The organism is Pseudomonas sp. GM21 (assembly GCF_000282215.1).
Lineage (GTDB): Bacteria > Pseudomonadota > Gammaproteobacteria > Pseudomonadales > Pseudomonadaceae > Aquipseudomonas.
Map to the genome: position 1 here is coordinate 1 of NZ_AKJS01000011.1, position 22,923 is coordinate 22,923.

The 22,923-nt window shown below is 57.9% G+C and carries 23 protein-coding genes and 1 tRNA gene; 10 read left to right on the forward strand and 14 right to left on the reverse strand.

Features of this window, described 5'->3' with window-relative positions:
* Together PMI22_RS31795 and PMI22_RS26305 are read left to right on the forward strand one after the other, a co-directional pair.
* The coding region (locus PMI22_RS31795; RefSeq protein WP_007942940.1) for a hypothetical protein at positions 1 to 94 on the forward strand (94 nt) is incomplete at its 5' end.
* A 19-nt stretch (positions 95 to 113) separates the two neighbouring features.
* The gene (locus tag PMI22_RS26305; RefSeq protein ID WP_007942941.1) at positions 114 to 515 is read left to right on the forward strand and encodes a heme-binding protein; all 402 of its coding nucleotides are present in this window, start codon (positions 114 to 116) and stop codon (positions 513 to 515) included.
* Between the two features lie 67 nt (positions 516 to 582).
* Here PMI22_RS26305 and PMI22_RS26300 read toward each other — a convergent pair whose 3' ends face one another.
* On the reverse strand, positions 583 to 918 hold the full coding sequence (locus PMI22_RS26300) for a hypothetical protein (RefSeq protein ID WP_007942944.1): 336 nt from the start codon (positions 916 to 918) through the stop codon (positions 583 to 585).
* Between the two features lie 176 nt (positions 919 to 1,094).
* Between PMI22_RS26300 and PMI22_RS26295 the strand changes: the two genes are divergently transcribed.
* Entirely contained in the window at positions 1,095 to 2,525 is a 1,431-nt protein-coding gene (locus PMI22_RS26295; protein WP_007942945.1) for a M15 family metallopeptidase, read from the forward strand.
* A gap of 12 nt (positions 2,526 to 2,537) precedes the next feature.
* Here PMI22_RS26295 and PMI22_RS26290 read toward each other — a convergent pair whose 3' ends face one another.
* The 8 genes from PMI22_RS26290 to speB form a co-directional block, all read right to left on the reverse strand.
* On the reverse strand, positions 2,538 to 3,023 hold the full coding sequence (locus tag PMI22_RS26290) for an RES family NAD+ phosphorylase (protein ID WP_007942946.1): 486 nt from the start codon (positions 3,021 to 3,023) through the stop codon (positions 2,538 to 2,540).
* A complete protein-coding gene (locus tag PMI22_RS26285) occupies positions 3,020 to 3,502 on the reverse strand; it encodes an antitoxin Xre/MbcA/ParS toxin-binding domain-containing protein (RefSeq protein WP_007942947.1) in 483 nt (160 codons plus the stop codon). The genes PMI22_RS26290 and PMI22_RS26285 overlap by 4 nt, the downstream gene beginning before the upstream one ends.
* Positions 3,503 to 3,856: 354 nt before the next feature.
* Positions 3,857 to 4,318, reverse strand: a complete 462-nt coding sequence (locus PMI22_RS26280; protein ID WP_007942948.1) for a GNAT family N-acetyltransferase — start codon at positions 4,316 to 4,318, stop codon at positions 3,857 to 3,859.
* A gap of 25 nt (positions 4,319 to 4,343) precedes the next feature.
* Positions 4,344 to 4,997, reverse strand: coding sequence for a peroxiredoxin (locus PMI22_RS26275; protein WP_007942949.1), 654 nt, complete (start codon positions 4,995 to 4,997; stop codon positions 4,344 to 4,346).
* A 220-nt stretch (positions 4,998 to 5,217) separates the two neighbouring features.
* Positions 5,218 to 6,906: a choline dehydrogenase gene (gene betA, locus PMI22_RS26270; protein ID WP_007942951.1), complete on the reverse strand. Its 1,689-nt coding sequence runs from the start codon at positions 6,904 to 6,906 to the stop codon at positions 5,218 to 5,220.
* Positions 6,907 to 6,908: 2 nt separating this feature from the next.
* Positions 6,909 to 8,477 (reverse strand): purine-cytosine permease family protein, encoded by a 1,569-nt coding sequence (locus PMI22_RS26265; RefSeq protein ID WP_007942952.1) that lies wholly within the window; start codon positions 8,475 to 8,477, stop codon positions 6,909 to 6,911.
* A gap of 174 nt (positions 8,478 to 8,651) precedes the next feature.
* Positions 8,652 to 10,160 (reverse strand): aldehyde dehydrogenase family protein, encoded by a 1,509-nt coding sequence (locus tag PMI22_RS26260; protein WP_007942953.1) that lies wholly within the window; start codon positions 10,158 to 10,160, stop codon positions 8,652 to 8,654.
* Between the two features lie 28 nt (positions 10,161 to 10,188).
* Positions 10,189 to 11,193: an agmatinase gene (speB, locus tag PMI22_RS26255; RefSeq protein WP_007942954.1), complete on the reverse strand. Its 1,005-nt coding sequence runs from the start codon at positions 11,191 to 11,193 to the stop codon at positions 10,189 to 10,191.
* A gap of 151 nt (positions 11,194 to 11,344) precedes the next feature.
* Here speB and PMI22_RS26250 point away from each other — a divergent pair, with 151 nt between their 5' ends.
* The 5 genes from PMI22_RS26250 to lipA all read left to right on the forward strand — a co-directional run bounded on the left by PMI22_RS26250 (position 11,345) and on the right by lipA (position 16,979).
* The gene (locus PMI22_RS26250) at positions 11,345 to 12,259 is read left to right on the forward strand and encodes a LysR family transcriptional regulator (RefSeq protein WP_007942955.1); all 915 of its coding nucleotides are present in this window, start codon (positions 11,345 to 11,347) and stop codon (positions 12,257 to 12,259) included.
* 79 nt (positions 12,260 to 12,338) lie between these two features.
* Positions 12,339 to 13,847, forward strand: coding sequence for a sigma-54-dependent transcriptional regulator (locus PMI22_RS26245; protein ID WP_007942956.1), 1,509 nt, complete (start codon positions 12,339 to 12,341; stop codon positions 13,845 to 13,847).
* A gap of 411 nt (positions 13,848 to 14,258) precedes the next feature.
* The gene (gene gcvH, locus PMI22_RS26240; protein ID WP_007942957.1) at positions 14,259 to 14,642 is read left to right on the forward strand and encodes a glycine cleavage system protein GcvH; all 384 of its coding nucleotides are present in this window, start codon (positions 14,259 to 14,261) and stop codon (positions 14,640 to 14,642) included.
* Between the two features lie 41 nt (positions 14,643 to 14,683).
* Positions 14,684 to 15,940: a serine hydroxymethyltransferase gene (glyA, locus tag PMI22_RS26235; protein ID WP_007942958.1), complete on the forward strand. Its 1,257-nt coding sequence runs from the start codon at positions 14,684 to 14,686 to the stop codon at positions 15,938 to 15,940.
* 52 nt (positions 15,941 to 15,992) lie between these two features.
* Positions 15,993 to 16,979 carry a lipoyl synthase gene (gene lipA / locus PMI22_RS26230; protein ID WP_007942959.1) on the forward strand — a complete coding sequence of 329 codons (987 nt, stop codon included), beginning with the start codon at positions 15,993 to 15,995 and terminating at the stop codon, positions 16,977 to 16,979.
* A gap of 80 nt (positions 16,980 to 17,059) precedes the next feature.
* On the opposite strand, the gene PMI22_RS26225 is transcribed toward lipA, so the two are convergent.
* A tRNA-Gln gene (locus PMI22_RS26225) sits at positions 17,060 to 17,134 on the reverse strand.
* Between the two features lie 321 nt (positions 17,135 to 17,455).
* Here PMI22_RS26225 and PMI22_RS26220 point away from each other — a divergent pair.
* Together PMI22_RS26220 and PMI22_RS26215 are read left to right on the forward strand one after the other, a co-directional pair.
* Positions 17,456 to 18,874, forward strand: coding sequence for a DUF1254 domain-containing protein (locus PMI22_RS26220; protein ID WP_007942960.1), 1,419 nt, complete (start codon positions 17,456 to 17,458; stop codon positions 18,872 to 18,874).
* A gap of 49 nt (positions 18,875 to 18,923) precedes the next feature.
* Positions 18,924 to 19,685 carry a bestrophin-like domain gene (locus PMI22_RS26215; protein WP_007942961.1) on the forward strand — a complete coding sequence of 254 codons (762 nt, stop codon included), beginning with the start codon at positions 18,924 to 18,926 and terminating at the stop codon, positions 19,683 to 19,685.
* Positions 19,686 to 19,798: 113 nt separating this feature from the next.
* On the opposite strand, the gene PMI22_RS0129040 is transcribed toward PMI22_RS26215, so the two are convergent.
* The 4 genes from PMI22_RS0129040 to PMI22_RS26200 all read right to left on the reverse strand — a co-directional run bounded on the left by PMI22_RS0129040 (position 19,799) and on the right by PMI22_RS26200 (position 22,717).
* Positions 19,799 to 20,170, reverse strand: a complete 372-nt coding sequence (locus PMI22_RS0129040; RefSeq protein WP_033048698.1) for a hypothetical protein — start codon at positions 20,168 to 20,170, stop codon at positions 19,799 to 19,801.
* A 54-nt stretch (positions 20,171 to 20,224) separates the two neighbouring features.
* A complete protein-coding gene (locus tag PMI22_RS26210) occupies positions 20,225 to 20,536 on the reverse strand; it encodes a hypothetical protein (RefSeq protein WP_007942962.1) in 312 nt (103 codons plus the stop codon).
* A gap of 96 nt (positions 20,537 to 20,632) precedes the next feature.
* Positions 20,633 to 21,712, reverse strand: coding sequence for a hypothetical protein (locus PMI22_RS26205; RefSeq protein WP_007942964.1), 1,080 nt, complete (start codon positions 21,710 to 21,712; stop codon positions 20,633 to 20,635).
* Positions 21,713 to 21,886: 174 nt separating this feature from the next.
* Complete coding sequence (locus PMI22_RS26200) at positions 21,887 to 22,717, reverse strand: LuxR C-terminal-related transcriptional regulator (RefSeq protein ID WP_007942965.1); 831 nt, start codon at positions 22,715 to 22,717, stop codon at positions 21,887 to 21,889.
* Positions 22,718 to 22,923 lie beyond the last annotated feature (206 nt).

The following is a 22,923-nucleotide window of genomic DNA, read 5'->3' on the forward strand; positions in this document are numbered from 1 at the left end:
CCCCGCCAATATCGGCTGCCAGGCGCACCTCGACGGCGCGGGTCGAACCCCCGTCAGGCACTGGATCGAACTGGTCGAAGCCGCCCTGCCCTGATCACAAACCGGAGATTGTCATGCACAGCAAAGCCGTACTGAGTCAGACGGAAGTCAGCAAGATCCTTGCCGCCGCCCGCACCGAAGCGCAGAACAATCAATGGGCCGTGACTATCGTGATTGTCGACGACGGCGGTCATCCCCTGGCACTCGAACGCCTCGACGGTTGCGCGCCAAGCAGCGCCTACATCGCCACCGAAAAAGCCCGCACCTCGGCCTTGGGCCGGCGTGAATCCAAGGGTTATGAAGACATGGTCAATGGTGGACGCTACGCCTTTTTATCCGCGCCGTTACTGACGTCGCTTGAAGGTGGCGTGCCGATTATTGTCGACGGCCAGGTGATCGGCGCGGTCGGCGTGTCCGGCGTCAAGGCCGAGCAGGACGCGCAAGTGGCGAAGGCCGGGGCGCAGTGTTTGAAATGATGTTATCAACGACGCAATTCCGTAGCAGCTGGCAAAGCCTGCTGCTACAAAGTACGCTCGTGCGTTTTTACTTCCGCGCCAACTTGTACCTGACGCACTCCTCATAAAAACTCTGCCGCACGGCGGCGGGCTTGAATCGCGACGGGCTGTCGTAGGTCTGCTCGGTTATGCCCATGGCCATCATGTGCATCCACGGCTTGTTGAACTTGTAGGTCTCTATCTTCTTGCGAGCGGCATACAGCGACACCCCGGACAACTTGAGCTCCTGGGCTCGGGCCGCCGTCCCCGCCCCCCAGTCGCACATATATTGGTCATTGGGCTTCAACTCCCTGGCCTGGACCGCGCCAGCCATACACGCCAGGGCAAACGAGATCATCGTGACCGCTACATTGCGCAATTCCATTGGGCCTAACCACCTGAAAATAAAGTGATTTTGGCGGCAACTTTGCACCAGCGGGGCCAGCAAATTGCCTTATCTGCATAGAACAACCATTATCGGGTTCGGTGTATCGGGATCAACCCAGAAACACAATGACATCCCCTCAACGCAACGCCGGTGAAAGTGTGTCAGGCATTCATATGAATTCTGTGAGCGTTACAAACACCGCCAATCGGCTGTTGATTGTGCTGCTGGGCTTTGTCGTGCCCGGCATGGCCAGTGCCAGTCCAATGCCTGCGAACATGGTCTATTTGCGCACCATTGATCCGAGCATCGAACAGGACATCCGCTACGCCAGCCCCCACAACTTTACCGGGCATCGCCTCGACGGTTACGACGCCGCCGAATGCCTGTTGTCGGTGGACACCGCCAAGGCACTCGCCCGGGTGCAAGCGGCATTGCGCCCGCAAGGCTATGGTTTGAAGGTATTCGATTGTTATCGCCCCAGCCGCGCCGTCGCCGACATGGGGCGCTTCGCGACCGAACCCGGCGACCCGCGCAAGGCCGAGTTTTATCCGCGTGTGGACAAGCAGGACTTCTGGCGCCTGGGCTATGTGGCGCGGGTGTCGGGGCACTCCAAAGGCTCAACCGTGGACCTGACACTGATTGGCCCAAAGGCCCTGCCCACCGATACCTGGACGCCTTCGGCGGCACAAGTTGACTGTACGGCGCCCTATGGCCAACGCTGGCACGACGGCGCACTCGATATGGGCACCGGTTACGATTGCTTCGATGAGCGCGCACATACCGCCAACCCAACGATCAGCCCCAACGCAAGGGTAAACCGTCAACGGCTCAGCAGCGCCATGGAAAAAGAAGGGTTTGCCGGATATTCGAAGGAATGGTGGCATTTCACTTTAAGTGGCGAGGGAGCACCGAAAGACGTGATGGATTTCCCCATTACACCAATGAGCCCCAGCGACGTGATCGGCACCAGTGGTCAGCTGATCGTGGTCAACTCCAGGAACTGGGATGACATCCAGGGCACTGCGCAACGTTATGAACGTGACGGTAAAACCTTTCGAAAAGTCGGCGACGCCTTTCCAGTCGTGGTCGGCAAAAACGGCATGGGCTGGGGCAAGGGCCTTGGCAGTGTTGAGGCGGTTGAAGGTCCGGTCAAACGTGAAGGCGACGGAAAAGCGCCCGCCGGAATTTTCAAACTGGGCACGGCGTTTGGCTACGATACTTCGGCCGACACCCGACTGACCTACCTTGCACTGACACCCACCACCGAATGCGTGGATGACAGCCAATCCAGTCGCTACAACGAACTGGTCGACGGCGCGGCGATTACCAAGGACTGGAACAGTTCCGAACGCATGCGCAACGAAGAAGGCTATCGCAAAGGCATTTTCATCGAGCACAACACCCCGGCTACTGCGGCCTCGGGTTCGTGCATTTTCTTTCATGTCTGGCGCGCCCCCACTTCACCGACGGCAGGTTGCACGGCCATGGATCAAGCGGATATTGCTGCGTTGCTCAAGTGGCTGGACCCTCGCGAGTCGCCGCTTCTGGTGCAGATGCCGGAGGCGCAATATGAGCGGTTTCGTGAAGGGTGGAAGTTGCCGTGAGGTTGGTGGGGGTTATTTGATTAGCCGGGTGTCCAGGCCGAAGCGCTCCTGGGAGACAAGCTTGAATTTATCGTCAGCCAGGTCGCAACTCACCAGTAGATTCCACGAACGACCAGTCACCGAAGGAATAAGGACGAAGGGATGCCGGGCCAGCAGCAGATCGGCGAACTGTTGCTGGTTGGGCGTAGTTTGCGACGGGATGAGCCAGTTCGGGTTCGGCACATCTTCCGGCTGAACAACTTTGATGATATTGGGGTCCATCACTTCGAAGCAGGTCAGTACGTGCGGCACACTGTCGAGGCTATCGAAGCCAACGTGGGCCGCAACCTCCAGGATGGCCGTGGACGGGTCGGCCGAAGCATAAATGACCCGGCGCCCGGGAGGGTTCCATCGACCACCGGATCGTTGCGCACCAACGCCACTGTTCCAGCTGTCCTTGAACACCTCGCGATCCAGGCGCCAGGCGTGCCATGTCCCGTCCCAGGGTAAGGGGTTCATTGATAGACCCCGTACTCGATCCGGGTCAGGTAGTCCTCTACTGCCTGGAAGCCAAGCGAATTATCGATCAACTCCAGCGGAACATAACCGTCCAGATATTTGCACGGTTTGCGCAGCCATTCTTCAGCCAGCAACAGATTACCGAACACGTTGGTGGCGTGCTCCAGGGTCTGCGCGTACTGGAAAGCCACTGTGCTCTGCTGCTGGTTCAGGCGCACTTGCCCGGTTTCTTTCGTCAGGCGTTGGACGGTCCTGATGGATTTCCCGGTGATGCGCTGCATCAGATCGTGCTCCATGTAAAGTGCTGATATAGCCAGCATGTCCCTGACATCACTCAACTCAAAGCCTTCCTGTGTGTATCGGATTACCAACATGCGCGTGTCACCCTTGCGGCCATGTAAAAGCACCTCAGTAGGCTTTCTGGGCTTCTTTGCCCTCGTCGCCACGGCTTCCTTGTCTGCTTGATTCGTTGCGGGCATATCAATGACCTCACTGCGACATTTGACGCAAGAATAGCGTCAAATGTCGTGAACAGGGCAATTGAGTGCTGTCGGCTTTTGCGTGTATTACTTGCTGAGTCCATTCATCCTTACTCCATGGAGCGAAATATTCCAGTCGCCGGGAGCGACGTTCTCTTCCCTGATTGCAGCCACACGCTACCCGCCTCGCTTCCGAGCGCCAACCCTAAAATCCTGTGGGATGTTTCCTCGATTTTTTGAAAGCGTTCACATGTCTTACGGTGCTTGGTTAAAAACACTCCGTGTTACTTCCCGGAGGCTGCAAAACCTTGCGTCGCTACCTGCCGCTCCGCCCGTATCCGCCGGCTTGGGCGTCTATGACTTGCCCCTCAAATCGAGGCAATACGTGTAATAACCCACCTCACGCACATACCCCAACGACTCATACAACCGCTGCGCACCGAGATTGTCGGTGGCGGTTTCCAGCACAATGCCCCTGGCACCGCTCAACACCGCAAAGGTGCGGGCGGTGTTCATCAGCAACGTGCCCACTCCTCGCCCCCGGGCCTCGGGCGTGGTGAACAGGTCGCTGAGCAACCAGGTGCGGTAGGCGTCGATGGAGGAAAACGTCGGGTACAACTGCACGAAACCCACGGCCTGGCCCGTGGCGTCCTCGGCGAGGAAAATCGCCGACTCGTCCCGGGCGATGCGTTCGGCGATGAAATCCCGGGACTGGGTCAGGTTAGAGGGCTGGCCGTAAAAGCCTCGGTAGGCGTCGAACAGGCGCGCAATCTGATCGAGATGGCTGGCGTCGACGCGAAAGGCTTGTACGACCATGTTGCCCGACTCCTCGGGGGTTGGATTACTTCGGCTGCGCCACGGTGCGCAAGTAAGGTTTGATGGTTTTGAAGCCGTCCGGGTACTTCTTGCGCGCGTCTTCATCGGACACCGACGTGGGAATGATCACGTCCTCACCCGGACGCCAGTTCACCGGGGTGGCGACCGTATGCTTGGCGTTCAATTGCAGGGAATCCAGCAGACGCAGCACTTCATCGAAGTTGCGCCCGGCGCTCATCGGGTAGATGAGCATGGCCTTGACCTTTTTGTCCGGGCCGATAATGAACACGGAACGTACGGTGGCGTTGTCTATGGCGGTGCGGGTGCCGCCACTGGCATTCGGGTGGATCATGTCGTAGAGCTTGGCCACCACCAGGTTTTCGTCACCGATCATCGGGTAGTTGACCGCGTGCCCCTGGGTTTCTTCGATGTCCTTGGCCCAGCTTTCATGATTGCTGACCGGGTCGACACTGAGCCCGACGATCTTGGTGTTGCGCTTGTCGAACTCGGGCTTGAGCCCAGCCATGTAGCCCAGCTCGGTGGTGCACACCGGGGTGAAATCCTTGGGATGGGAAAACAGGATGGCCCACTTGTCGCCAATCCATTCGTGGAAATTCAGCGTGCCTTCGGTGCTTTGAACGCTAAAGTCCGGTGCCTCGTCGCCAATGCGGATTGCCATGTTCGTTCTCCTTACTGAGGGTGGTAGGGAAAAACCGCCGGAATCGGGTACGCCTCCAACGGCATTCAGGATCGGTGTTGAACCTGCCAACGCGGATCAGTATAGGAGACGCGGCAAGACAAGGTCGTTACCGACGAACTCAGTCTGTAACCAATGGTTGGAAAAAAAACAGCCAGATCGACACGTCGATCTGGCTGTTTCTGAGCAAGACCCGAAGCGATCAAACCCGGACGTTGCGTCCCGGCAGCGACGAGCGCTGGCTGGTCTCCCAATCCTGTACCAGACCGACGGGCGCATCCGAGGCCGGCAGCATGTTGCGCCCGCGCACCAGATCGCTGGCCCGTTCGGCGAGCATGATGGTCGGCGCGTTGAGGTTGCCGTTCGGTTCGGTCGGGAACACCGACGAGTCGATCACGCGCAACCCGGCAATGCCATGCACACGCAACTCGGAATCGACCACAGCCATGTCGTCCTCGCCCATGCGGCACGAGCCGCAAGGATGGTAGGTGCTTTCGAGGTTTTCCCGCACGAAGGCATCGAGCTCTTCATCGCTGGTCACATCGGCTCCTGGGGCGATTTCACCGTCGCGGAAGCGGTCCATTGCCTTCTGGCCGATGATCTCCCGGGTCAGGCGAATGCAGCGGCGGAAGCCTTCGCGGTCCTCTTCGCGTTGCAGGTAGTTGAACTGGATCTGCGGATGCTCGTAAGGGTCAGCTGAACGGGCGCGCACATAACCGCGGCTCTTGGGTTTGTTCGGCCCGGTGAGCACCATGAAGCCGTGGCCCTTGATCGGCTTGTTGCCGTCGTAACGCATGGCGGCGGGCAGAAAGTGGAACTGGATGTCCGGCCAACGCAAGCCCTTGTCCGAGCGAATGAAACCACCGGCCTCGAAATGGTTGGTGGCGCCGAGTCCGTCCTTGAACAGCAGCCAGCGCAAACCGATCATCAGTTTGCTCAACGGGTCCATTTTGCTGTTGAGGGTCACCGGTTCCTTGCAGCCGAACTGGATATACACCTCGGCGTGATCCTGCAGATTCTCCCCTACCCCAGGCAGGTCATGACGCACGCTGATCCCGGCTTTGCGCAGGACGTCGGCCGGGCCGATTCCGGAGCGTTGCAACAGGTGTGGCGAACCGATCGGCCCTGAGGCTATCAGTACTTCGCGGTTGCAATGAACCTGGTGGGTCTCGCCGTTGTGGTCATACATGACGCCGACGGCGCGTTTGCCTTCAAGGATGATCTGCCGGGTCATCGCGTGGGTGATCACCGTCAGGTTCGGACGGCCCATGGCCGGGCGCAAGTAAGCGTTGGCCGTGGAGCAGCGCACGCCGTTTTTCACCGTCATGTGCATGGCACCAAACCCTTCCTGCATGTAACCGTTGCAGTCTTCGGTCTTGATGTAACCGGCTTCGGCACCGGCGTCCACCCACGCCCCATACAGCGGGTTTTTCATGTGATTGCCATTGGTGGTGTGCAACGGCCCCGTGCCGCCGCGATAGCCGTCGCCGCCCTCTTCATAGTGTTCTGCCCGTTTGAAGTAAGGCAGGCAATTGCGGTAGCCCCAACCCTGGGCACCCAGCGATTCCCACTCGTCAAAGTCATAGGCATGACCACGGATATAGACCAGGCCGTTGATCGACGACGAGCCGCCGAGCACCTTGCCCCGTGGGCAGTGAATGCGTCGCCCGTTGAGGAACGGCTCTGGCTCGGTTTCGTAGCGCCAGTTGTACTTCTTGGTGTTCATCGGGATCGAGAACGCGCTCGGCATCTGGATCACCACACTGCGGTCACTGCCACCGAATTCCAGTACCAGAACGGAGGTGGCCGGGTCTTCGCTCAAGCGGTTGGCCAACACACAACCCGCCGAGCCGGCACCAATGATGATGTAGTCGTATTTTTGCGTAGCCATGGTTATCTCCCGGCCTTTGATTCGTTGAAAACAGGCGTCGAGCGAAAGGTCAGCGAGTCGCCAGTGGTGTATTGCGGAGAGGTTTTTTCGATGTGCTGGATGACGGTTTCTTCGCGTTTGAGGTCAATCGAGCGGCTGAACCAGTAGTACACCAGCCCCGAAACGATCAGCCCGACCAGCCAGGCGATGTCGATGCTGCCCAGGGCTTTGGCGAGCGGGCCGACATACACTTCGCGCTGCTCGACGCCGTCGTAGATGTAGAAGAACGGGATCATCGAGACGAAACCGATGGCGTACGCGGCGATGCCACGCAGGCCCCAGTTGCCGTAGATGTTGCCGTGGGGCATGAAGAAGTGCGGGATGGCGTAGCGGCCTTTGCGCACGAAGAAGTAGTCAGTCAGGTTGACCGAGGTCCACGGCACCAGGAAGTACAACATCACCACCAGGTAGATCCCCAGTACCGACAAGCCTTTGCCCGAACTCTGGATGCTCAGGGCCACGCCCAGTTGCAGCAGGATCACAAAACCAATCGCCAGGATGCGTGCCTTGCGGGTCGGCTTGATGTGCTTGATGGAGTCGACGCAGGTCAGCGTGGTCAGTTTCGCGCTGTAGATGTTCATCGCGATCACCGGCAGGAACGCCAGAATGGTGATCACCACCACCGCCGTGCCCATCAGCGGCGAAACGGTGCTACCCACTTGCCCGAGGGCGACCAGTACATCCGTTGAATGCAGGTGATCGGCCAGCCAGCCACCCACCGAAATCATCCACGCGCCGGACAACGAGGCACCGAGAAACACCACGGCAATCAGCTTGCCGCTGGAGGTGTTCTTCGGCAGGTAACGCGAATAGTCGGAGACGTACGGGGCGTAGGCGATGTTGTAACTGGCCGCCGCAGCGAACTGGGCGATGAAACCGGTCCAGTTGAAGCCCAATGGCGCCGGGGCCTCTTCACCTGCAGCCAGTGCCGGCAACACGGCATCGGGCACCCAGCCCATCATCACCGCCAGGGTCACCAGGCCGTACAGCGGGATCGACAGGTACAACGCCCATTTGAAGCTGCGGTGCATCCAGTCATGACCAAGAATCGCGAGGATCGCCGCCGGTACCGTCACCGCCACCGCGATCACCCAGGGTTCGAACCCGAATAAAGTGTGCAAACCCTGCATCATCAACATCAGGTTGACGATGTTGAACCCGGCAAACACAAACAGCGTCGCCAGCAGCACGAGGATCACACCGCGATAGCCGAACTGCGCACGCGACTGAATCATTTGCGGCAAGCCCAGGTGCGGGCCTTGCGAACCATGGAACGCCATGAACAGGGTGCCGAACATGATGCCCAGCGTACCGGCGAGTGTGGTCCAGAGCGCGGTCAGGCCGACGCTTGGGCCAACGAAGCCGATGGTCATGGTGAAGAACGTGAAATTGCCGAGGAACCAGAACGGGCCTTGACTCGACAGTTTGTCGGTGCGCTCGTTTTCCGGGATGAAGTCGATCGAATGGCTCTCGACGACAGGTTTGCCGTCGAGGAGCGACACGCTGGGTGCGGCTTTGGCGTCAGTATTCATGATTGTCTCTTATTGTTGGAAGATCATGACGAGATAACTGCGTTCTTTCGGGTGAACGACGCCCTTGTGGGAGCGAGCCTGCTCGCGATGAGGGCTAATCAGTCGCTACAGAAGCGCTTGTTACTGCGCCATCGCGAGCAGGCTCGCTCCCACAAGGTTTGAGTCAGCCATGACTCAGGGCAGCGTGATCCAGACAGCTTTGGTTTCGAGCAGGTAATCGAGTTGTTCGGCGCCCAGGTCCTTGCCGAATCCGGACTGTTTGTAGCCACCAAACGGCATCGACGGGTCGAGGGTGCCGTGGGCGTTGACGTAGACCGAACCAGCCTTCAACCGTGGGATCAGGCTGTGCACCTTGCCAAGGTCATTGGAGTACAGCGCCGCAGCCAGGCCGTAGAGCGAGTCATTAGCCAGGGCCAGTGCCTCTTCCTCATCGTCGAACGGTGCGGTGACCAGCACCGGGCCAAAAATCTCCTCCTGGACAATGCGCATGTCGTTGCGGCAATGGGCGAAGATGGTCGGCTCGACGAAGAAACCTGGGCCATCGACAGGCTGGCCGCCGAAGACCAGTTCGGCGCCTTCCTGCTTGCCGGTTTCGATGTACTCGGTTACGCGCTGCTTTTGCAGGGCCGACACCAGCGGACCGATGAAGCAGTCGGGGTCCAGGCCCGGTGCGATCTTCAGCGTGCGTGTATAGGCGATCAGTTCGCGCAGGAATTCGTCGTAGACACTGCGATGAACATAAGCGCGCGTACCGGCATCGCACACCTGACCCGAGTTGAAAAACACGCCGTTGGCAATCGCCTGTGCAGCCGCTGGAATATCGGCATCGGCCAACACGATTACCGGTGATTTTCCTCCAAGTTCCAGGGTTAGTCGCTTCATTTCATCCAGCGCAGCGCGTCCGACGGTACGGCCTACCGGGGTTGAGCCGGTGAAGGTCAGTTTGTCGATACCGGGGTGCGTGGCCATGGCCGCGCCAACCACACTGCCGCGTCCGGAGACGATGTTGATGACGCCGTCCGGGATCCCGGCTTCCTGCACCAACTCGGCAAATCGCAGGGCCGACAACGAAGTCAGTTCAGCCGGTTTGACCACCACGGTGCAACCGGTCGCCAAGGCGGCACCGAGCTTCCAGGCCATGGTTTGCAGCGGGAAGTTCCACGGCACGATAGCACCGACCACACCCACCGCTTCCTTGCGGGTATAGGCCAGGTAATTGCCCGGCAATGAAGGCTCGACGGTGCGGCCGTGCAGCTTGGTGGCCCAGCCGGCGAAGTAACGCAAGGTATCGACCGTGCCTTGAATATCGACGTCCTTGGCAAAGGCTGCGGACTTGCCCATGTCGATCGATTCGATTTCTGCCAGTTCTGCGGCGTTCTGTTCAACCAGGTCCGCCAGGCGCTGAATCAGTCGCTCGCGTTCCGCCGGCTTGGCCTGACTCCAGGCGCCACCGTCGAACTGGGCGCGAGCCGCTTGCACAGCGCGGTCCAAGTCCTCGGTGGTGCCCATCGGAATGCGCGTGATCAGGCCCTCGGTCGACGGCTCGATGACGTCGGAAGTCTGTCCGTCGCTGGCCTCGACAAAGGCGCCACCGATGAACATCTTCTGGACCTTGCTGAGGAAGGTCTGGGTCGCTTCGGATACGCCGAATTTTTGCAGGTACTGCTTAACAATCGTGTCCATTTTTCATGCCCTCTGTGCGGCGGTCAGTTCACGCCGTAGCCGTGGTGGTTTCGCTCACGGCGTGCTTCGCCTGAGCCCGTTCATGGAAGATGAACCCGATGCTGTTGAGCAGCAGTTGCGCCGCCAGAATCGAGGTCATGCCGCTCGGGTCATACACCGGTGCAACCTCTACCAGGTCCATACCGACGATGTTGCCTTTGCTGCGCTTGGCCAGGGCCTGGATGATTTCCAGCACTTCGTAGTAGAGGAAGCCGCCGTGGCTGGGGGTGCCGGTGCCCGGGGCGATGGACGGGTCGAAACCGTCGATGTCTATCGTGATGTAGTAATTGATGTTTTGCGGGATCAGCGCGAGCACACCCTCGACGCCGAGGCGCCGGACATCGCGCACCGAGAGGATTTTCGAGCCGGCGGCATGGGCCGCTTCGTAGTCATCACGGTTGGAGGACGAAACGTTGCGAATGCCCATCTGGGTCATGCCGACAATGTGGTTCATTTCCGAGGCGCGCCGCAGCGGGTTGCCATGGCCGTAGCGGACACCGTGGCGTTCGTCGACGAAGTCCAGGTGCGCATCGAAATGGATGATGTGGATCGGGCCACGGCCCTCAAACGCCTTGATCACCGGCGCGTGCACCGAGTGGTCGCCACCGAGTACCACGGGCATGACTCCGGCATCGAGGATCTTGCGCACGGCGTATTCGGTGTTCTCGTTACTGGTGACCATGTCGGTGTGCACAATGTCGGCATCACCGACATCGACCATGCGCACGTCGGCGGCGGTCAGGTACATCACGTCGTCTTCATGGTCATAGGCGCCGGCGTGGCCGAAGGAGAACAGCGTCGATGCTTCGCGAATCCCGCGTGGTCCGAAGCGTGCGCCGGAGCGCCACTGAGTGCCCATGTCGTTGGGCACGCCGAGCACCGCGACGTCGGCATCCAGTGCATCCCAATCGGTGCACACCGGGGATTTGCCAAAGGTGCAATGACCTACGAATGGCAGGTTCAGGCGACCGGATTCATAACCGTTATTCGACATTTCAAGCCTCTCCACTTTTTGTTATCGGCTGGGCGGACTGCAAGGCGACCGCCGTTGGAATGACTATGGGCGCAGGTTTTCGTGGAAAAAATGCTAAACATCAGATACTCATATCGGCATTACCGATGCATCCACACGCGGGAGGTCCAAGGTGATTCAGCTGCACGATGTCGATCTGAAACTGCTCAGGGTGTTTGCCACGATTGTCAGGTGCGGGGGTTTTAGCGCCGCGCAGGCGGCGTTGAATGCCGGCCAGTCGACGATCAGCGAACAGATGACTCATCTGGAAACCCGGCTCGGGGTCAAACTTTGTCAGCGCGGGCGCAGTGGCTTTCGCCTGACCGAGCAAGGCGTGGCGATTCATGAGGCGACCCAGCGCCTGTTGTCGGCGGTGGAGACCTTCTGCATGGACGCCGACGTGCTCAAGCAGCACATCAGCGGCAAGCTCAACCTGGGGATCATCGACACCACCATCACCGACCCCGATTCACCGCTGCCGCGCACCACTCAGCGCTTCGTGTCCCGGGGCCATGACGTGCACCTCAACGTGTACGTGGGTACCCCCGCCGAACTCGAAGAACGGGTGCTCGACGGCCGACTGCACCTGGCCATCGGGCACTTCCCGATCCACGTACCGGGGCTGCTGCATACGCCGTTGTATCAAGAAGCCCTGGGGTTGTATTGCGGGCGCCGGCATCCGCTGTATGGCAGCAAGGCCGAAGGCGACGAACTGCGGGAAGAAATTGCCGCGAGCCGCATTGTCGTGCGCGGCTACATGCAGCAATACGACCTCGAACATCTGGGTGTCACCAAGGCAGCAGCGACCGTGGACAACATCGAGGCCCTGGCGATTTTGTTGATCTCCGGCGCCTACCTGGGTTTTCTGCCGGCGCACTTCGCCGCGCAGTGGATCAAGACCGGCGAGATGCACCAACTGGCGCCAAACAGCCTGCAGTTGATGTCGCCCTTTGACGTGATTACCCGACGCGGTACGGCCCCGCCGCCGATTCTCCAGGCCTTCCTTGAGGACCTGGCGGCCAGCTCGCGTAAATCCGCCAAAGGCTGATATCCGCTCGCCACACCCGAGCAACGCCCGGCATACTCATTGACGCATCCACCTCGTTCGCCACCCTTGCAGGCCCGTTATGCGCATCCACGTTACCTTCATCGACCGCGTCGGCATCACCCAGGAAGTGCTGGCCCTGCTCGGTGGGCGCCGGTTCAATCTGGACGCTGTGGAGATGGTGCCGCCGAACGTTTACATCGATGCGCCGACCCTCGGTGCCGAGGTGCTGGACGAGTTGCGCGAGGCCTTTCTCGGCGTGCAGGGCGTGCAAGCGGTAACGATGGTCGACATTCTTCCGGGGCAACGCCGAAGCTTGCAGCTCGATGCCTTGCTGGCTGCCAGCACCGACGCGGTATTGGCGGTGGATGATCGGGGTTTTGTGCTGCTGGCCAACCCGGCGCTGATTGCCCTCTGTGGTCGCGAACCGGCCGGCGAATCGCTGACAGCACTGTTTGATGATCCTTCCTTGCAACGCACGTTGATCGAGCACGGTTTTCGCCTGCCCATGCACGAGGTCAGCCTCGGCGGCCAGACGTTGCTGCTGGACGCCATGCCGATCACCGGCGCTGGCGCCCTGCTGACCCTGTATCAACCGAACCGCATCGGCGAACGCCTGTCGGCGCTGCACCATGACCATGCCGAAGGGTTCGATGCGCTGCTGGGCGAGTCCCCGGCGATTCGCACGCTCAAGGCCCGTGCCCAACGCGTTGCCGCACTCGACGCGCCGTTGTTGATCCAGGGCGAAACCGGCACCGGCAAAGAACTGGTCGCACGTGCCTGTCATGCGATCAGTGCGCGGCATGATTCGCCCTTTCTCGCCCTGAACTGCGCGGCACTCCCGGAAAGCCTCGCCGAAAGCGAACTGTTCGGCTACGCCGCCGGCGCCTTCACCGGCGCCCAGCGTGGCGGCAAACTCGGCCTGCTGGAACTGGCCGATCAAGGTACGGTGTTCCTCGATGAAGTCGGAGAGATGTCGCCTTACCTGCAAGCCAAGTTACTGCGCTTTTTGAGCGACGGCTGCTTTCGCCGGGTCGGTGGCGATCGAGAGGTGAAGGTCAACGTTCGGGTGCTGAGCGCGACCCACCGCGACCTGGAGAAAATGGTCAGCGAAGGCCATTTTCGCGAAGACCTGTTCTACCGCCTCAATGTGCTCAACCTGCAAGTACCGCCGTTGCGCGAACGCGGCCACGACATCCTGTTGATGGCCAATCACTTCATGCAACAGGCCTGCGCACAGATCCAGCGCCCGGTATGCCGTTTGGCCCCGAGCACCTTTGCCGCCCTCCTCGGCAACCGCTGGCCGGGCAATGTTCGCCAGTTGCAAAACGTGATTTTCCGCGCGGCGGCGATTTGCGAAAACCCGCTGGTGGACATCGACGATCTGGACATCGCCAGAACGGCGGTAGAACGGCAAAACGACGGCGAAGTGGGCAGCCTTGAAGAGGCCGTTGCAGGGTTTGAAAAACACCTGCTGGAGCAGCTTTATCGCAGTTATCCGTCCAGCCGTTTACTCGCGACTCGCCTGCAAACCTCCCACAGCGCCATCGCCATTCGCCTGCGCAAGTACGGCATTCCCGCCAAAGCCTGAAAACAACACACATCCACTGTGGGAGCGAGCCTGCTCGCGATGAGGGAGTGTCAGTCGACATCCATGTTGGATGTCATACCGCTATCGCGAGCAGGCTCACTCCCACAGGGTTATGTGTTGTGGTTCAGGCAAGTGTTTGCAAATCGATACAGCGTATCGATTTCAAGACAGACTGCCGCGACCCCGTGTTTTCCTACTCTGGTCATTACTCTTCTCTTGCCCGTATGGATTTCAATACAGGCAACACCCGCCCCGCCACACAAAACCTCAACAACCAATTGATTTAAAACAACTATCTAACATTGGCACCACCCTTGCTATCACTCTCCCAACCACGCTCGCTGCCCCGCACGAGCCTGTAAACGTCATCCGCCACCAGCAGTGGATGAGTCTGAACAATGAGGAGTTGTTATGAGCGAATTGCGTTTTACCGTCGATCACGAATGGTTGCGACTTGAGAGTAATGGCTTGGTCACCGTTGGCATCACTGAGTTTGCCCAGCAGGCGTTGGGGGATGTGGTGTTCGTGCAAGTGCCTGAATTGGGCGCCTTCGATGCAGGCGCAGAAGTGTCAGTACTGGAATCGGTGAAAGCGGCCAGCAGTATCGGCATGCCGCTGGACGGTGAAGTGGTCGAGATCAACGCGACGCTCGAGAGCACTCCGGAACGGGTCAACGAAGACCCATTGGGCGAAGGCTGGTTCTTTCGCTTCAAACCGGTCGATGTCGAGGCGTTGAGCGACTTGCTGGATCAAGACGCCTATGAACGCTTGACCGCGGAACACGCCGACGCTTGAAGCCCCCCACGCATTTCCTGAATCCGAAAAAGGACCACACCATGTTCAGCAAACACGACCAGATCAAAGGCTACGACGACGAACTGCTGGCGGCGATAAACGCCGAAGACGCACGGCAAGAGCACCACATCGAACTGATCGCATCGGAAAACTACACCAGCCAACGGGTGATGGAAGCGCAAGGCAGTGGCCTGACCAACAAGTACGCCGAAGGTTATCCGGGCAAACGCTATTACGGGGGCTGCGAACACGTTGACGTGGTCGAGCAACTGGCGATTGATCGGGCCAAACAATTGTTCGGTGCCGATTACGCCAATGTGCAACCGCACTCTGGCAGCCAGGCCAACGCCGCCGTGTTCCTTGCACTCCTGCAAGCCGGCGACACTGTGTTGGGCATGAGCCTGGCCCACGGCGGCCACTTAACTCACGGGGCCAAAGTCAGCTTTTCCGGCAAGCTCTACAACGCCGTGCAGTACGGCATCGACACCGCCACCGGGCTGATCGATTACGATGAAGTCGAACGCCTGGCGGTCGAGCATCAACCGAAAATGATCATCGCCGGGTTCTCTGCTTATTCGAAGACGCTGGACTTTCCACGTTTCCGCGCGATTGCCGACAAGGTTGGCGCTTATCTGTTTGTCGACATGGCTCACGTTGCGGGGCTGGTGGCGACCGGTTTGTACCCGAACCCGATTCCATTCGCCGACGTCGTCACCACGACCACCCACAAAACCCTGCGCGGACCGCGTGGCGGCTTGATCCTGGCCAAGGCCAATCCCGAACTGGAGAAAAAACTCAACGCGGCGGTGTTCCCCGGCGGTCAGGGTGGTCCGCTGATGCATGTGATCGCCGCCAAAGCGGTGTGCTTCAAGGAGGCGCTGGAACCAGGCTTCAAAACCTATCAGGCTCAGGTGATCCGCAATGCCCAGGCGATGGCCAAGGTATTTATCGACCGTGGATTCGACGTTGTGTCCGGCGGCACCGACAACCACTTGTTCCTGGTCAGCCTGATTCGTCAGGGCCTGACCGGCAAAGACGCCGACGCCGCCCTCGGCCGTGCCGGGATTACAGTGAACAGGAACGCCGTGCCCAACGATCCGCAATCGCCGTTCGTGACCTCGGGCCTGCGCATCGGCACGCCGGCAATCACCAGCCGTGGCTTCAAGGAAGCCCAGAGCATCGAGTTGGCGGGATGGATCTGCGACTTGCTTGATCATCTGGGTGATGCCGATGTCGAGGCGCAAATCGCCAGGCAAGCTGCTGCGATGTGCAGTGACTTCCCGGTTTACCGCGACTGATCCGCCACGGGAGGGCTAACCGCCCTCCCGCTCGCGCCAAAGGAAGAAAAACATGAGTACAGTGATGGAACCAACCAGCTCCGTCCCGGCGAAACTGCAAGTCGGCATCAAACTGCGCGGTGCGGAAAAGGTCGCGCGGATTCCGGTCAAGATCATTCCGACCGATGAATTCCCACGCAAACCCGACTGGATCCGCGTGCGCATTCCGATCTCTCCCGAGGTCGACCGGATCAAGCAACTGCTGCGCAAACACAAGCTGCACAGTGTCTGTGAAGAAGCCTCCTGCCCTAACCTTGGCGAGTGTTTTTCCGGGGGCACGGCGACCTTCATGATCATGGGCGACATCTGCACCCGCCGGTGCCCGTTCTGTGATGTCGGCCACGGTCGGCCAAAACCGCTGGACGCCGATGAACCGATGAACCTCGCCGTAGCCATCGCCGACCTGCGCCTGAAGTACGTGGTCATCACTTCGGTGGACCGCGATGATCTGCGCGATGGCGGCGCACAACACTTCGTTGATTGCCTGCGTGAAATCCGCAAACTCTCGCCGGGCGTGCAACTGGAAACCCTGGTTCCGGATTACCGAGGGCGCATGGACGTTGCGCTGGCGATCACCGCGACGGAACCTCCGGATGTGTTCAACCACAATCTGGAAACCGTGCCGCGCCTGTATAAAGCGGCGCGGCCCGGCTCGGATTTTGAATGGTCACTGGACCTGTTGGAGAAGTTCAAGGTGCTGGTCCCGTCCGTACCGACCAAATCCGGACTGATGCTGGGCCTTGGCGAAACCGACGATGAAGTGATCGAGGTCATGCAGAGAATGCGTGAGCACGATGTCGACATGCTCACCCTCGGCCAGTACCTGCAACCATCGCGCAGCCACTTGCCGGTCCAGCGATTCGTGCACCCGGACGTGTTTGCCTGGTTTGCCGAGGAAGGTCTGCGCATGGGCTTCAAGAACGTCGCGTCTGGCCCATTGGTGCGCTCGTCTTACCATGCGGATCAACAAGTACAGGGCGCGAAGGCGGTTGAACGCTAAGGCGTATCGCCTGGAAAGCAAGTGATGGGCATAAAAAAACGCCAGACCGATTCGGTACTGGCGTTTTTTTATACAGAATATGGCAGGGGCGGCTGGATTTGAACCAACGCATGGCAGGATCAAAACCTGCTGCCTTACCGCTTGGCGACGCCCCTGTAGCAGTTGCTACGTGTGGGCGGGAATTTATCAACTTTTTCGCCTTCCGGGAAGCCCCTGCTTAAAATATTTTTCTTCTAAAACAGCCACTTAACATTATTCGAAATCAGATACAACGGGCGCCGCCGTATATTGAACCCATGGCTGATGACTGGTCACACAATGGATGCCGCCGCCACCTGCCGAATTAGATATCAAACTGGACTACGCTCTCATCGCTGGCGGGTATATCTGAAAGAGCAATCTGATCCGCAGTCAACGGTTAGTCGACGGTGATCGCAATGCTGGATAGCGCAAGACACATGAAATCACGAGCACGCATGCTGTTCGTCGGCGCGCTTTACAGTGTCATTTCAGTGGTACTGCTGGCCGGCTGTGCGGGAAAGTCCGGACCTGCTGTCCCCAGCATTCCCGAAACCAAAGCCATCGCGGAAGAAGCCTACGTCTACGGCCTGCCCCTTGTGATGAACTACGCCGTCATGAACGAGTTCGTGCTGAACAAGAACTCCGGGCAATATAAAGCGCCGTTCAATCAGCTATTCAATGAAACGCGCGTCTTCACCTGGCAGGACACCGCCTTCGCCACACCCAACAGTGATACGCCATACTCCATGGTCTGGCTGGATCTGCGTGCGGAGCCAATGGTCATCTCCGTGCCTGCCGTCGACAGCAAACGTTATTACTCGGTGCAGTTCATCGATGGCAACACTTATAACTTCGGCTACATAGGCAGTCGCGCCACTGGAACGGAGCCCGGTGCCTATTTAGTCGTCGGCCCTGACTGGGAAGGTTCGATACCTGCCGGGATCGAAAACGTCTTTCACTCGACCACCCCCTTCGCGCTGACTATTTTTCGCACCCAACTCTTCAGCCCGCTGGACATGCCAAACGTAGTAAAGGTTCAGGCGGGGTACAAGGCGCAGCCACTCTCTGCATTCCTGAAACAACCTGCCCCGGCCGCCGCCCCTGACACTGATTTCCCCCCGGCCACAACCACGGGCATCCAGGACAACTTCTACCCGTATCTGGAAGCCGCACTTCAATTCGTACCGGAAACTCAAGCGGATAAAGCGCTCCGTGTCCGGCTGGCCAGCATCGGCATCGGGCCGGAAAAGACTGTTGAGTTCAAAGATCTTCCCAAGGAACACAAAGCTGCCATTTCGCTCGCCATGAAGGAGGCTGACGAGAAAGTATCGAAGTATCTGTCGCAAGATATGAAGAGAATCAATGGGTGGACAGTCGGCTCCCTCTTTGGAGACGAAGCCTTTTACAACGGTAATTGGTTAAAGCGCGCCGCCGCTGCGAAGGCTGGCATTTATGGAAATGATGCTGTCGAAGCCGTTTATCCCCTCGCTCACAACGATGCGAGCGGTAATTCACTCTACGGCAGTCACAATTACACAATCACTTTTCCAGCCGGACAGCTCCCGCCGGCCAATGCTTTCTGGTCAGTCACGATGTATGACGGCACGAGTCAGCTCTTGATAAAAAATCCGATCAACCGCTACCTCATCAATTCGCCGATGGTGCCCGGCATGAACAAGCATGCGGATGGGTCGCTTACCCTCTATATCCAGAAGGAGCCTCCCTGCAAAGAGAATGTAGCGAACTGGTTGCCCGCCCCCGATGGGGCCATCTACCTCGTCATGCGCCTCTACTGGCCGAAGACGCACGCGCCTTCCATACTTCCAGCGGGTTCCGGCACCTGGTCACCACCCGGCATCGTGCAAATACAGTAAATAGCTGGCTTCAGCCACACAGTTGCGTTGCCATAACTGGAGATTTGAATTGAGCCCTCTTCTCATCGCGTTAATTGCTTTTGCATGTGTATTCAGCAGCGCACTGTTGGGTCTTTACATACGGACGTTATTGCCAGAACACCACCTGAGCGATGAATCCATTTCCGTTGTAAAACTGGCGACCGGACTGATCGCGACAATGGCCGCCATGGTGCTTGGGCTGTTGATCACGTCCGCCAGACTGACGTTCCAAACGACCAACACTGAACTCACTGTCAACGCGGCCAAAGTGTTTCAGTTCGACCGGGCGCTGGCGAGGTACGGACCCGAAACCCAGGACATCCGTGCGGAGTTCAAACGTAACTACGCTGCCGTGATCGAGCTTGTTGCAACACACGACAGTGCAACGATCTCGCAACTCGACAACCCGCAGGCTATTAGTCGTTCAGATGCTCTCAGGCAACAGATCGACGATTTGAAGCCCGGCAACGATTCGCAGCGAGCGCTCAAGGCTCATGCGCAACAGATTGCCGATGAAGTGCTGGCTGCACGGTGGTTAACACTGCTACAGGCACATGGCTCGATTCCCGTTACGTTTCTAATCGTTCTCATCGCATGGCTATCCGTTATCTTCGGCGCGTTCGGCGTGTTCGCCCCCAAAAACGGGACGGTCGTTGCCGCATTTTTTACGTGTGCGCTTTCGGCCACGGCGGCGATCCTGCTTATTGAAGAGATGAACAGACCGCTCGATGGGTTGATCGGGGTATCCGTCGAACCGATGCGCGAGACACTCTCTCGTCTTGGACAGTAAATCAAAAAAGATGCGCAGCCGACCGACAGCAGTCAGCCGGCTGCGTAAATGTGTTGATTAAAAAACGCCAGACGCAATCGAACATTGAATCCATCAGCTGAAGTTCTTCAGCGTTACCAAGGGAATGCAGTCACTATGCGAGTGTCACCTGCATTTTTTATCTCCATCACAAGACGCACAACTTGGGTAACCGCCCCGTCTCTTCCCGTCCCGCATTGAGTACCCGTATCGATGTCAACTGCACTTCGAAAGCGTGCATCTTGCTCAAGCGTGACGTTACCGACTGTTTTTGCCCACTGACGAAATGAATCGTAAGCGGCACTTACCTGCGATCTGATATCTTCTTCATTACCATACCATTTGGATTTGCGCTGCCATCCATTCGCCATGGCAGAATCGCAATTTGCTAGACCATGTTCCGTCAAAAGATGATCCCACGAGACATCTTTCAGATTCAAATCATTACCATGAAATGTAATAGCCATCAGTAACTCCTCGGGCGAATAGCCGTCCACAGCTTATTTCATTGCGGGCATAATTTATCGGGTGAAGACAATGCTCTTTTGGGTACCACCCGGACTCCCGTATTGCAGAGCGATCCTGGTGTTGTCGATCCTCTCGATAAACGCCAGATTTCCAGGTTCAACGCTGATCTCGCCGGGTGTTTCTTTTTGATAAATCGTCATAGGCCTTGAGGTACCTACACCGATCGAATCGAAACTAATCGTCAAACTCAATGCCTCACCGACGTTTAACGTAGCCTGATCTTTCTTTTTTTGAATAAACGTTATTCGCAAGTTTATTTCGCCAAGGGAGTTTGTGGTCGGAATACTATTCAAGTGAACACTCATGGGAATATCCCCGAAATTGAATGATGGACTTTCAAGAGGTACGAAGCGACTCAGAGCGGTTGACCGAGCAACCGCTCTGATGTGGCGATGCGTTACTTATGCCGTTCCCGCCTCGACATCGACAGCTCGCGTGCTACCAGGCCATACGCCGTACAAGTCGACATGACGCACGCCTCCGACCCACTGCCCGCGTGGGCTCTTCCATTGGAGAAGGTGCTTTTCTGTCGACATTACGCCGCGAAATCCACATTCAAGGACAACATTGCTCGCGTCCAACGGGATATCGCTGAACGTTACGGTCAGCCCTCCCGAAGCGGTGCCTTCGGCGGTCTTGCGTCCGCGCGGAGTGTCGTACCCCAATGACGCGTCAACGATGTACGTACCGCCGTTGGTGTTACTGATGACCAATTGAAAAGCACTGATGTGGGTAATCCAGCGCGGCAATAACAGACGCCCATCAAAAGACGCAAACGTGTACGCCAGGGGTGCCGTACTTTTTGCCAGCACGCCTGACTCGCTTGGCCACAGATGTTTGTCGACACTTTTGCTTGAACTGGCCGATGTAAACGATCCTTTGCCTTTAACGTCGCCGACCATTTTTTGTACCGCAGAAGCATTGCCTTTCAACGTAAACGAGTTGTCGTTTGCCATGGAGCCGACATTCAATCCGCTGCGGGCATACAGCACACTGGTAATGATGCCAAAACCTTGCGCAATTCCGTTATTCGAGCCCATGCCGGATTGGTTTGCACGCTGGACCAACCAATCCAGTTGATTCGCAAGCACCGCATCCGGGTTGTTTAGTACCGACTCTGAGTCCAACGCGCACTTGGACACCATCGACCCCTCTCGGCCAAACTTCCACGCAATTTCCAACCCCGCCTTAGCGGTAACTCCGGTCTCCGGATCAGTGGCTTCAGCTCCCAAGTCGACTTCGGTTTCAGTTCGGCTGACTTCGCTGGACATCGTGTCCCAATCCGAACTAACCGCGGTGGTTATAAAGTTCTGTGCATCCACACCAGGTACGCTGTCAGCGATGAGTTTGAAGGTCCCTGTCAGTGGATCAAGAATTCCGACCGCACCCGGAGAAACCTCACTGCTCAGCGTCCAGTTACCCCACAGGGTCGGGTTGGATTTCCTGATAATTTGAGTGAATTGCCCATTCCAATTGATCATTTTCATTCGCCTTAATTAACGTGCGTTAAAGATCCTTTTTACTATTGCGGCTAATCGAACCGACGGAGCCGCATAACACGCGACCTGGATGTTTTGTCTCGCGTCGAAAACATTCTGTGCGTCCGATACCGAGCCTTATATAACTCCAATGACGTACTACTCAAGGGCAGCCATTTATAGATCATCGAGTCCAACTGCGTGCCACATTAGCGATGCCATTCGGTGTGCACGTACGGACTTCATTGCGTTCTCGCGATGTTTGCGCACTGTGGCGGGACTGATACTGAGATTTTTTGCAATTTCTTTACTGGTCAATCCTTTAGCAAGCAACATGACAACTTGCCGCTCTCGTGCACTTAGCCGAGAAAGCTCCTCTTGACCCTGCACGTTGCCATGTCGTCGCAGTGTGCTGATCGCGAACGCCACCAACTGTGCTGTGCTATGCAGGCCAAACTTTTCGAGGATATTGCATCGGTGTTTACGCACAGTAAGGGGGGAGATCCCCATCGATGTCGCGATTTCTCGACAGGACCTGCCTCTGCCAATCCAGGTCAGCACCTGCCACTCCCTGGCGGTCAGCCCTTCCCTGCTTGCTGAAAACGATAAGCCGGCACCTGACTCATCATTGAGCGGCACAAAATCGGGGCGCCGCAGTGCGCTGTTTTGTTGCTGTTTCCAGGATCGGCAGTAGTTGTAAACCAGGCTCTTGCTACCGAGAAAACCCAGGGTCCGCAGGCACTCGAAGCAGGCGCCAACGCTGCGACGATCACGCTCGCCACAATGGATATTGGCTTTGAGCCAGAGCACCAAATGGTCTTTGTAGGCATCAAGCAGTCCCGGGGACGCTGCGCGTTGCGGGTAGCGTGGTTCTATCCATTCCGGCTCGGACAGCCAGCGGGTGGCCGTATTTCTGGAGATGCACAATCGCCGGGCGGCTTCACGCACCGAGACCCCTTCACGGCGCACCAGATCTCTGAGCTTTCGCAGAGTTCCCGCGTTAATCACCTCCGTACTTCCCTGTAGACGTGTCTCAGGAGGATAGGTAGCTAACGTGGATCAATTTTGAATTGGAAAACGCCTCAGAATGGCCGTGAAAGTTTTTTCATTAAAACCCAGAGCCATAGAAGGGCCGAATATATGGGTGCGGTCGGTATGGGAGCCAAAACAAAGGAAGTTCAAATAAGGAGGAGTCGGCGTTTTTCAAGGTAGTT

Excerpts from the sequence above, each read along its gene's own strand:
- PMI22_RS26305 (WP_007942941.1), top strand. The coding sequence starts at position 114 with ATGCACAGCAAAGCCGTACTGAGTCAGACGGAAGTCAGCAAGATCCTT.
- PMI22_RS26300 (WP_007942944.1), bottom strand. The coding sequence starts at position 918 with ATGGAATTGCGCAATGTAGCGGTCACGATGATCTCGTTTGCCCTGGCG.
- PMI22_RS26295 (WP_007942945.1), top strand. The coding sequence starts at position 1,095 with ATGAATTCTGTGAGCGTTACAAACACCGCCAATCGGCTGTTGATTGTG.
- PMI22_RS26290 (WP_007942946.1), bottom strand. The coding sequence starts at position 3,023 with ATGAACCCCTTACCCTGGGACGGGACATGGCACGCCTGGCGCCTGGAT.
- PMI22_RS26285 (WP_007942947.1), bottom strand. The coding sequence starts at position 3,502 with ATGCCCGCAACGAATCAAGCAGACAAGGAAGCCGTGGCGACGAGGGCA.
- PMI22_RS26280 (WP_007942948.1), bottom strand. The coding sequence starts at position 4,318 with ATGGTCGTACAAGCCTTTCGCGTCGACGCCAGCCATCTCGATCAGATT.
- PMI22_RS26275 (WP_007942949.1), bottom strand. The coding sequence starts at position 4,997 with ATGGCAATCCGCATTGGCGACGAGGCACCGGACTTTAGCGTTCAAAGC.
- betA (WP_007942951.1), bottom strand. The coding sequence starts at position 6,906 with ATGGCTACGCAAAAATACGACTACATCATCATTGGTGCCGGCTCGGCG.
- PMI22_RS26265 (WP_007942952.1), bottom strand. The coding sequence starts at position 8,477 with ATGAATACTGACGCCAAAGCCGCACCCAGCGTGTCGCTCCTCGACGGC.
- PMI22_RS26260 (WP_007942953.1), bottom strand. The coding sequence starts at position 10,160 with ATGGACACGATTGTTAAGCAGTACCTGCAAAAATTCGGCGTATCCGAA.
- speB (WP_007942954.1), bottom strand. The coding sequence starts at position 11,193 with ATGTCGAATAACGGTTATGAATCCGGTCGCCTGAACCTGCCATTCGTA.
- PMI22_RS26245 (WP_007942956.1), top strand. The coding sequence starts at position 12,339 with ATGCGCATCCACGTTACCTTCATCGACCGCGTCGGCATCACCCAGGAA.
- gcvH (WP_007942957.1), top strand. The coding sequence starts at position 14,259 with ATGAGCGAATTGCGTTTTACCGTCGATCACGAATGGTTGCGACTTGAG.
- glyA (WP_007942958.1), top strand. The coding sequence starts at position 14,684 with ATGTTCAGCAAACACGACCAGATCAAAGGCTACGACGACGAACTGCTG.
- lipA (WP_007942959.1), top strand. The coding sequence starts at position 15,993 with ATGAGTACAGTGATGGAACCAACCAGCTCCGTCCCGGCGAAACTGCAA.
- PMI22_RS26220 (WP_007942960.1), top strand. The coding sequence starts at position 17,456 with ATGCTGTTCGTCGGCGCGCTTTACAGTGTCATTTCAGTGGTACTGCTG.
- PMI22_RS0129040 (WP_033048698.1), bottom strand. The coding sequence starts at position 20,170 with ATGGCTATTACATTTCATGGTAATGATTTGAATCTGAAAGATGTCTCG.
- PMI22_RS26210 (WP_007942962.1), bottom strand. The coding sequence starts at position 20,536 with ATGAGTGTTCACTTGAATAGTATTCCGACCACAAACTCCCTTGGCGAA.
- PMI22_RS26205 (WP_007942964.1), bottom strand. The coding sequence starts at position 21,712 with ATGATCAATTGGAATGGGCAATTCACTCAAATTATCAGGAAATCCAAC.